Annotated in this window: 5 protein-coding genes; all 5 read right to left on the bottom strand. The window is 58.9% G+C overall.

What is annotated here, in order from left to right; genetic code table 11:
* Positions 1-730: hypothetical protein (locus ABJF10_RS29465; protein WP_348548181.1), on the bottom strand; the 730-nt coding region annotated here is incomplete at its 3' end.
* Complete coding sequence (locus ABJF10_RS29460; RefSeq protein WP_348548180.1) at positions 727-858, bottom strand: hypothetical protein; 132 nt, start codon at positions 856-858, stop codon at positions 727-729. The genes ABJF10_RS29465 and ABJF10_RS29460, both read right to left, overlap by 4 nt.
* Positions 859-863: 5 nt before the next feature.
* Positions 864-2,060 carry a tyrosine-type recombinase/integrase gene (locus ABJF10_RS29455; protein ID WP_348548179.1) on the bottom strand — a complete coding sequence of 399 codons (1,197 nt, stop codon included), beginning with the start codon at positions 2,058-2,060 and terminating at the stop codon, positions 864-866.
* A 42-nt stretch (positions 2,061-2,102) separates the two neighbouring features.
* Positions 2,103-2,822 (bottom strand): DUF2851 family protein, encoded by a 720-nt coding sequence (locus ABJF10_RS29450; RefSeq protein ID WP_348548178.1) that lies wholly within the window; start codon positions 2,820-2,822, stop codon positions 2,103-2,105.
* A 31-nt stretch (positions 2,823-2,853) separates the two neighbouring features.
* A complete protein-coding gene (locus ABJF10_RS29445; RefSeq protein WP_348548177.1) occupies positions 2,854-4,482 on the bottom strand; it encodes a TIGR03790 family protein in 1,629 nt (542 codons plus the stop codon).
* Between the last annotated feature and the right edge of the window lie 161 nt (positions 4,483-4,643).

Below are 4,643 nucleotides of genomic sequence, written 5' to 3'. Positions count from 1 at the left end.
TTACCGCGGGGACTTCGCTAACTTTTTGCAGAAAGGATGAAATATCCGGGTTAAGGCCCTGAGCAAACGCTTTGTAGAGATCTACTGCTTCATAACCAGCTTGCCGACTGGCAAGCTCCAGCATATTTCTTGTGGGTTCGATTTCATTTTCTTTTGCTCGAAGCGGTTTAGCTTTTTGGAAAAGCTCGTATTGCTTAAGGAGTTTCCTTGCTTCCTGCCCTTTTTCGGTGGCCTCGCGGATAGCGGAAAGTGCCTGGATAGTAAGAATAGAGATGACCGTTATCTCTCGACATACTGTAGTGGATTTGAATCCAGGCCGCACTTCCATATTGAATCCGAGCACGCGGGCGCTACCGATAGGCAACTTCTTTCTTATCGCATCAACGTCAGGGAACAGAGGGTCTTTAGTGATATTGACTGGCCAGCTTAAGTGTTTAGCGGCTATTGTTTGTGCGACGCTCGGGTGTTGTGAGGTGATTTCCTTCACGAAGTTGGCACCTTCTTCGATAGCGCTAACAAGGGTATTAAACGGTAACGCATCGCCATCCTTTGCCAATTCTGATAAAATGCGAAGGTTCTCTCCAATTGTATAGCTTATCTCCATCAACGCGATCTGCCTCGATTGGACACGTTCGTCTCCTGCTTCTCCGAGATCGGAAGGGTCCATCGTTGGCACCACGTCATGATTCTGTAGTTTTGTTTCTGCTCGCCTTGCTTTCGACTTTTTCATTTCAAAATGTCGGGCAGGCTCTCCGCCGCTTTGCGCAGAGATCCGGTTTCGCTACGGGTGCAGATGGCGCTGATCGCTGGACTGTCGTGGCGCATGGAGGTGCGGGATTGAGAGTTGAAGACGGTCATGCAGGTTAATTCGCAGAACCAATCGATGGAATGGCATTAATCGCCGCTCTCAGGGGTTCGATCTCGTGATGCGTGTAGTGGGAGTTCATGATATCACTCGTGTGCCCGGTAAGCTTTTTTCGGATTTCTTGTGAGACGCCCGCGTTTGCCATCGCTGAATTGAAGCTATGCCTCAGTGAGTGAAATGAATAGGCATTCACCGTGCGCCCCTTGGTGCCTCGTGATGGCGAGAGAATTGCGTTTGCTACGCCAGCTCGCTCCATGATGGTCGCGAATCGGCGTGTGCGTGTCCCTGTCCCGTAGCGTGCCAACGTCGGAAAAACGAGAGCCTTGCCAGAATCGGGAGCCGACAATTCGAGAAGATAGGCTTCAAGCTCTGGATGAAGTGGAACCCTGACGAGTTTGCCGGTTTTCTGCGCCCGGTAGGTAAGCAACTTTGCTGGCAAATCTATTGCGCTCCAAGCCAAGTTCACCGTGTCGCCAATTCGCGTGCCGGTGTAGTAGGAGAACAAAATCGCTCCTTGCCATTCGTTCTCGTCATTGAAGACGGACTTGGCGTTTTCACGCGCAGTGGTCGCACGGAGTAAAGCCGCCACTTGCTCTGCACTGAAAGGGTGCCGCGAAGTCTTTTCGCCGCTTCCGTCTTTCGTTATTCCAGGAAGCTCTACAGCTTCCACAGGGTTCGTCGTGAGAATTCCCTGCCGCCGGGCCGCATTGAATGGAATGCGAAGAATTTCGAGCCTCCCCCGAATCGAGTTCGGATTTTTGCCGCTGGCGATCTCAGCATCCCGAAAGGCGGAAATATCCTTGGGGTTGATAGCTGCGATGCCGAGCTTGGCTCGCCCACCAAGGTGCGCGAGAAATTGCGAAACTGCCGCACCGTAGTTTTTGAAGGTGCTCGCTGATTTGGCGACTTGCTTGCCGCGAAGCCAGTTCTGCAAAAAACCTTCCGTTGTGTGGAACGGGAGCGACTCGCCCGTGGCGCGTTCCAGCACTTCGGATAAGAGTGCTCGCGCTCGCGTCTCAGTGAGCGTCCCTGCCTGCGCCATTTTCTCCGCACGTTCCAGCGTGAGACAGAATTCGAGGGCCTGTGCCCGCCCCGTTTGCTTCGTGGATTTTTTCAGCCTCCGCCCGTCCGCCGCTCGGTAGCAGCAAATCCAGAACGGACTTCTCCCTGCGGAGTCTTTAGTAAGCGTTGCCATGTCCGAACAATAGTCAGAACACGCAGCGGTGTCCAATAAAGTTCACCGAGGACTTATCCCACCCGAATTACAGAGTAATTGAGGCCATTCTACTTCAGCGGTTTTCCGTGGATACAAGTTGCTCTTGTAGCCAAGCGTCGCGGCCAGCGCCTGGAAGAGCGCTTCATCCGGCCCGTGCAATTCCGCGAGACGCGCCAGCAACCCCGCTTTGCGCCGCAGGCGAAACTGCGCCGCGCCCAGCAACACCTCGCGCACTTTCTCATCCGGGAGATCGCGCAAGGGCCCGGCACAGCGTCCAATCCGGGCTTCGGGGAGTGACGGCGCGAGATCGCCGTTGAGCTTGCTCAGGTCGAGCAACACCTGCGGCACCAGCCGATGCTGCGCGGTGCGGGTGAAGAATTCCGCGCCACCGGGCCGCGTAAAAATGTGGAGGACGACTGATTCGTAGTCCGGATTGGTCGCGTGCCCGTGGCGTTCCCAATCCCGCGCCTCGAGATCGATCTCAATGCGTCCACTGACCGCTTCGCCGTTGTCAAAAGACACCGCCGCCTCGGCGAAATCCGGGCCGGCCTCGCGGTTCCAGACACCGAATTGCACGATCCGCACCGTCTGGCCGGTCGTGGTCGCAAACTCCCGGCCAAAATCCCCGGCGAACCAATGCGCCTGCAATTCCAGCTCATCCCAGTCACGCGGCACTGCGACCAGCGGCTCCTCGCGCACGAGCGCAACGCGCAGATTCTCGTATCGGTTCCCGGCATTCATCGCACCATCGTCTTCACGGGCGGGGACAAACTCAATGCCTGGCCGAAGCCGCCTGGGGCGGGGCCGGCGCGACGCGCGACTCCGTGAGCGTCCGCAGGAGATCGACCGCCGGCGAGTGGGAATTGGCCGCGATCATTTTCTGCGCGAGGGCCTTCGCTTCCGCGGCGCGATTGGAGCCCTGCAACTGAATGATCTCGTGCACCGCGACCCGCATCGCGTCCTCGCCCTTGCCATAGTACTCCCGCGCCAGCGCAAAGCTGGCCAGCGCGCCATCGCGATCGTTCACCGAAACCTGCAACAGCCCGAGCCCTTCCATGATCATCCCGCTGTGGTCTTTTTTCCCCAAGGCGCGCAAGTCCTCATCCCCTTTCGCGCGATCCACGGAGAACCATGCGCGACCCGCCTCGCGAAAGTCCGCCCACTCGCCGGAGGTCGGCTTTTCCTCCAGCTCGGCCGCACCTTTGAAAGGACGGTAGAGCGGATCGCCGACGAAAGTCGTCATCCACGAAAGCGCCCGCTGCGCCATGTAACAGCTCTCGGCGAAGGAAAATCCCGCGCGCAGGCGGTCGTGAAAGACATCCAGTTGCGGCGTGAGCGACAGGTACGGCTCGTAGACATTCCCAAAAGTCGCCGCCGCGCCCGCGGAAACCAGCGGCCCCACCCAATGGTGCAGCGGATCGCGCAGCGTCGCCGCACTGAAGGAATGGATGTGCACGGCGACCGCCCCCTTGGCAAAGCGAAAATCCGGCCGTACGAACGGCCCGCTGATGTGCTCGGCATACCAGCCGAAATAGAGGCCGGCGTGCTCCATCGGATAGCTCTCGGGAAAGAGACCGGGGCCGTTGTCGAGCACCACGGGCGTACCGTGCCGGCGGGCAGAATTGGCCAGGGCATAGAGCCACGTATCGCCCTCGAGATAACCGGCTTCCTTGATATTGCGGGCATCGATATATGCCAGGCCCGTGAGCCCTTTTTCCTCGGCTTCGAGCGAATCGGTGATCATCCGCCGCACGATCTCCGGGCTCGGGGCATCGAGCCGGCAGACGAGCAGCAACTCCGGGCGGTGGGCATCGAATATCCCCGAAAAGCTGCGGAAATAAGTATTGGGCACCGCGCCGGAAATCATATGCATCCGGTAGCCGAGGATGGCCAACTCGGAATCCACCGCCGCCGCATTCACCGTGGCCACGGGGCCGACGCCGACCACCTTGTCGCCCGCGTAGCCCGGCGCTTCGGCGATTTTCAGCGGGATGCCGCGAATCAGGGCCACGAAACGGATCTTGTTCGACTCGACCGGCCCGAGCGGGCTCTCGGGGTCACGCAGCTTCCACCAGAGATTGGAGGTAAACGCCCGGCGCAGCGGCTCGGCGATAGTGTGTTCGTATTCGTCGCGAGTGATCTCCTCCGTCTTGGCCGTCTTCAGCCCGATGACCTGCTCCTTCGGAATGCCGCGCTTCTCCGCGTAGAAATGCGCCAGTTCCACTGAGTCGCGGTCCGTTTCGTTGAAGACGACCAGCGTCGCCGCGGCGTAAGGATTGGGCACGTTGATCGAATGCACGGCCACGGCGCGCGGAGGCTTCGGCGCGGCCATCGCCATCGGCAGGAGGCCGCACGCGAAGGTGAGGGCCAGCAGGTGTGCAATTCGGGGGGACAATTTCATATTTCGATCTTCAAGCCATCATACGCGAGGCGGACGCCGGGCGGGAGGTCGGCCTCCGCTTCGGCATGCATTACATCATGGCTCAAATGAGTGAACCATGTCTGCCCCGGCGCGACCTCCTGCGCAAGCGCCAGTGCTTCCTCCACATTCATATGGGTGGG

This window comes from Chthoniobacter sp., assembly GCF_040003245.1.
GTDB lineage: Bacteria > Verrucomicrobiota > Verrucomicrobiia > Chthoniobacterales > Chthoniobacteraceae > Chthoniobacter.
Note: the sequence above shows the minus strand (reverse complement) of the source record. Positions and strands in the feature narration are given on the sequence as shown.

Coding starts and splice junctions, on each gene's coding strand:
- ABJF10_RS29445 (WP_348548177.1), bottom strand. CDS start 4,482: ATGAAATTGTCCCCCCGAATTGCACACCTGCTGGCCCTCACCTTCGCG.
- ABJF10_RS29455 (WP_348548179.1), bottom strand. CDS start 2,060: ATGGCAACGCTTACTAAAGACTCCGCAGGGAGAAGTCCGTTCTGGATT.
- ABJF10_RS29460 (WP_348548180.1), bottom strand. CDS start 858: ATGACCGTCTTCAACTCTCAATCCCGCACCTCCATGCGCCACGACAGT.
- ABJF10_RS29450 (WP_348548178.1), bottom strand. CDS start 2,822: ATGAATGCCGGGAACCGATACGAGAATCTGCGCGTTGCGCTCGTGCGC.